Source organism: Paraburkholderia sp. (assembly GCF_036488505.1).
GTDB lineage: Bacteria > Pseudomonadota > Gammaproteobacteria > Burkholderiales > Burkholderiaceae > Paraburkholderia.
Genome location: NZ_DASXHN010000501.1, coordinates 1 through 4,589 on the forward strand (window position 1 = coordinate 1; position 4,589 = coordinate 4,589).

At 63.0% G+C, this 4,589-nt stretch carries 4 protein-coding genes; 2 read left to right on the forward strand and 2 right to left on the reverse strand.

All coding sequences use genetic code 11. The annotated features are described in order from the left end of the window. Positions 1-1,355, reverse strand: a 1,355-nt coding sequence (locus VGH68_RS28730; protein ID WP_331607127.1) for an APC family permease, incomplete at its 3' end; no start/stop codon positions are given. Positions 1,356-1,798: 443 nt separating this feature from the next. On the opposite strand from VGH68_RS28730, the gene VGH68_RS28735 reads away from it, so the two are divergent. Next, positions 1,799-2,002 carry a cold-shock protein gene (locus VGH68_RS28735; RefSeq protein WP_331607128.1) on the forward strand — a complete coding sequence of 68 codons (204 nt, stop codon included), beginning with the start codon at positions 1,799-1,801 and terminating at the stop codon, positions 2,000-2,002. Between the two features lie 125 nt (positions 2,003-2,127). Here VGH68_RS28735 and VGH68_RS28740 read toward each other — a convergent pair whose 3' ends face one another. Next, a complete protein-coding gene (locus tag VGH68_RS28740; protein WP_331607129.1) occupies positions 2,128-3,378 on the reverse strand; it encodes an Hsp70 family protein in 1,251 nt (416 codons plus the stop codon). 197 nt (positions 3,379-3,575) lie between these two features. Here VGH68_RS28740 and VGH68_RS28745 point away from each other — a divergent pair. Next, a partial coding sequence (locus tag VGH68_RS28745) for an MFS transporter (protein WP_331607130.1) occupies positions 3,576-4,589 on the forward strand: 1,014 nt, incomplete at its 3' end.

Below are 4,589 nucleotides of genomic sequence, written 5' to 3' on the forward strand. Positions count from 1 at the left end.
CCCCAGCCCTCGAAGCCCGACTTCGCCTGGAAATAGAAGTACACCGGCAACGCGACGACCATCAGCAGGATGATCTCGCCAGTCAGCGGCCATTTCGCCCAGTACAGGATCAGCGACGCGCAGACGAACGCGAACGGCGCGATCACCTTCATACCGGCGATATGCAGCGGCCGCTCGAGATCCGTCGCCGCGCGGCGCAAGGCCATCAGGCTGATCGGGCCGGTCAGATAGGAGATCACCGTCGCGACGGAAATCACCGCCGCGAGCGAACTCCAGCCGCGGAAGAAGAACAGGAAGATGAACGAGACGAACAGGTTGAACCACATCGCCGGACGCGGCACGCCGTAGAACGGATGCACCTGGCCGAAGATCTTCGGCATCGTGTTGTTGCGCTCCATCGCGTAGATCATCCGCGTCGTGGTCGCCATGTAGGTCGTGCCCGTTCCGCTCGGGCTCACGAATGCGTCGACGTACAGCAGGATCGCCAGCCAGTTCAGGTTCAGCGCGATCGCCAGTTCCGCGAACGGCGAAGCGAAGCTGAGGTGGCTCCAGCCTTTCGCGACGTCGGCCGGGTTCACCGCGCCGATGTACGCGATCTGCAGCAGCACGTAGATCACGAGCGCGAGCAGGATCGAGCCGATCACCGCGAACGGCACGCTTTTGGCCGGGTTGCGCGCTTCACCGGCGAGGTTGATGGGGCTCTGGAAACCGTTGAACGCGAACACGATACCGCTCGTCGCGACCGCGGTCAGCACCGATGACCAGCCGTACGGGGCAAACGTGCTCGCCTGGCCGAAATTTTCGGTGTGAACACCGGTCAGCATCAGCCCGAGGATCGTCGCGCCGGGAATCAGGAACTTGAAGATCGTGATCGCCGAGTTGGCGCGCGCGAACAGCTTGACGCCCCAGTAGTTGAGCAGGAAGTAAATGATCACGAGGCAGGCGGACAGCAGCAGCCCGTTCGTGGTCAATGATCCGCCGACGAACAGCCGATGCGCCCAGTCGTACGGCCACGTGCTCATATATTGAATGGATGCTTCGGCCTCGATTGGAATCACCGATACGATCGCGATCCAGTTGGCCCACGCGCTGATAAAACCGACCAGTGCGCCGTGTGAGTAGCGCGCATAGCGCACCATCCCGCCCGATTCCGGAAACATCGCGCCGAGCTCGGCGTACGTCAGCGCGATCGCCAGAATCACGACCGCCCCGATGATCCACGCGCAGATAGCGGCCGGACCGGCAATCTTCGCGGCCTTCCACGCACCGAACAGCCAGCCCGAGCCGATGATCGAACCCAGACCGGTCAGCATCAGCGCGAACGGCCCGATGTTCCGTTGTATAGAACTTTTCACGTCTTCTCCTAAATCGAAACCATGCCGACACCGCGTGAGCGCTCGTGGCGGCGGAGACGGGTGACGCGCATGCATGCGCGCTGCGGGATGCTAAACAGGTGCAACCGACGCGCGGCGCGTAGTTTAACGGTTGCACCGGGTCAGTGCAGCGAAAGTGCAGCGCCGATAGGGGTTCTCCCTAGCACAGAAATGCGCACCGGAGCGCAAGCTTTGTAAGAAAATCGTCGCAGGCCTTCCCGCCAAGTTTCGTTCCGGTACGAACAGGCAGTTGACCTTTGTTCAATTTCGCCGTATAACGTTGGGGCAGGATTTCAAGCGGCGAGTGAATTGGTCTTTCGTAGTTCGCCCATCAACGGTACTCCGGTTGGTCTATTACCCCCTTCCTTGATTTTCATGCACACCCCGGGCTTCGGCCTTATTTACCATTTTTAGGAACAAGTAATATGGAAACCGGTACCGTCAAGTGGTTCAACGACGCAAAGGGCTTTGGCTTTATCACTCCTGACGGCGGCGGCGAAGATCTGTTCGCGCATTTCTCGGAAATCCGCGCTGAAGGCTTCAAGACGCTGCAAGAAAACCAGAAGGTCACGTTCGAAGTGAAGACGGGCCCGAAGGGCAAGCAAGCGGCTAACATCAAGCCCGCGTAAGCTTCCCAGCCTCCTTCGGGACGCAGAAAAACCCCGCCTCGGCGGGGTTTTTTGTTATCTGCCGTAAATCGAATCGGCCGATTAACTTCGCAATGCGCGGCCGACTCTTCTGCGCTTATTTGTCATTAACTGAACACCCGCCGGGCATGAATACCGAGCCCAGTACCCACACTCGCGAGACGGTCGCCGAATACGGCTTTCGCATCCGGAAATGCCGCCGCTAACGCGCCCGTCAGAAACGCGAGGCCCGTCGAGCCGCCAGTGAAGTAGACCGCTTCGACGTCGCGCGGCGCGACACCTGCCGCCTGCACCGTGTCCCGTGCTGCCTGCACGATGCGCTGCGTTTCGTCTTCGCCGGCTCGGACCAGTTGCGCTTCGTCGAACGCGAGGCGCAGGTCCTGTTCGACTTGGTCGAGATCGATCAGCGTCTCGCCGCCCGCCGCTACCCCGATCTTCGCTTCTTCCGCGTGCGCCGCGAGTGCGTGCCCGAGGCGTTGCTCGACCACGCGCATCAACCGGTCGTGGTGCTTCGTTTCGATAAAAAGGTGTCGCATCAAGCCCAGTTCGCTGACGCGTTTCGGCGTATAGACCGTGTTGATCAGATGCCAGGTCGCGAGATCGTAATAGATCCGGTTCGGGATTTCGCGCCCCTGAGGATCGAGCGACTGGTAGCCCAGTTCGCGCAGGATCGTCGCGAGTTCGACGCGGCGGTCGAAGTCGGTACCCGCGACGTGCACGCCGTGGTGCGCGAGCACGTCGTCCTTGCGCTCCACGCGCTTCATCCGGTCGGGCCCCACCCGCACCAGCGAGAAGTCCGACGTGCCGCCGCCGATGTCCGCCACCAGCACGAGCCCTTCTTGCGTCAGATGCGATTCATAGTCGAACGCGGCCGCGATCGGTTCATACTGAAAATGGATCTCGCGCAGACCCACGGTGCGCGCGGCAGCTTCCAGTTGCTGCTGCGCCAACCGGTCGGCGCGCGGGTCGTCGTCGACGAAAAACACCGGCCGGCCGAGCACCGCGCGGTCGATCGCGCCGCCGGCGCCGGCCTCGGCCGAGCGTTTCAGATGATCGAGGAAGGTCGCGATCACGTCCGTGTATTTGATCGCGCTGCCGTCGCCCAGGTCGGTCGTGCTCTCGGCGAGCGGCGAGCCGAGGATGCTTTTCATCGAGCGCATCAGCCGGCCGTCGAAACCGTCGATGTACGCGGCGAGCGCCGCACGCCCGAATTCGCTGATGTTTTCGTCGGTATTGAAAAAGACCGCGGTGGGCAGCGTCGTGTAGGCGCCTTCGACGGGTGCGAGCCGCAGGTGTGCGCCATCCGGAATCGCGACGGCGGAGTTGGAAGTACCGAAGTCAATCGCGCAATAGTTCATGGCAGGAATCGCCGCTCACGGCTGGCGCGGACAGGAAGGGGAGCGGCTTTGTAACACGAAAACTCAGCCAGCATCAACTGACGTCGCGGAAACGCCGCAACGCTGCCGCATCGGCGCCGACTCGGACAGCGGAACGGAGATTGCTCAGCGCCACTGAATACGCCGCCCGGACCGGGCAATCAAGGAGACCTCGAGCAATGAGCGCGCCGCCCACCGACGCCGTCCCCCGCGCACCGGCCGCGCTCGTCGAAACGGACCTGCCGTCGCGGCTCGACCGGCTACCATGGGGCCGCTTCCACACGCTGATCGTGGTCGCGCTCGGCGTCACCTGGTTGCTCGATGGTCTCGAGGTGACGCTGGCCGGCGCGGTCGCGAGCGCGCTAAAAGCGAGTCCGGCGCTGCGGTTCACGAATGCCGACGTCGGCCTCGCGGGCAGCGCGTACATTGCCGGCGCAGTACTCGGCGCACTCGGCTTCGGCTGGCTGACTGACAGGCTCGGCCGCCGCAAGCTGTTTTTCATCACGCTCACACTCTATCTGGCCGCCACCGCGGCGACAGCGCTGTCGTGGAATCTCGCGAGTTTCATGCTGTTTCGCTTCCTGACCGGTGCGGGCATCGGCGGTGAGTACACGGCGATCAATTCGACCATCCAGGAATTCACGCCGGCGCGCGTGCGCGGCTGGACCGACCTCGGCATCAACGGTACGTTCTGGGTTGGCGCGGGGCTCGGCGCGGCCGGCTCGCTCGTGCTGCTCGATCCGCATCTGCTGCCGGCCGACTGGGGCTGGCGCGGGTGTTTTTTCATCGGTGCGGTGCTAGCGCTCGCGATCCTGCCGATGCGGATCTGGGTACCCGAAAGCCCGCGCTGGCTGCTGACCCACGGCGACGAACGGGACGCGCGTCAAATCGTCGAAGGCATCGAAACGCGTTTTCGTGACGACGGCCACACGCTCGCTGACGACAGCCTGACGCGGCTGCGCCTGCGCGCGCGTGACCATACGCCGTTGCGTGAAGTGTTCCACGTGCTGTTCAACGTGCACCGCCGGCGCGCGCTGGTCGGCCTGACGCTGATGACCGCGCAGGCGTTTTTCTACAACGCGATTTTTTTTACCTACGCGCTGGTGCTGACGGATTTTTATCACGTGCCGGGCGATGACATCGGCTGGTATCTGCTGCCGTTCGCGCTCGGCAATTTCCTGGGGCCGCTCGTG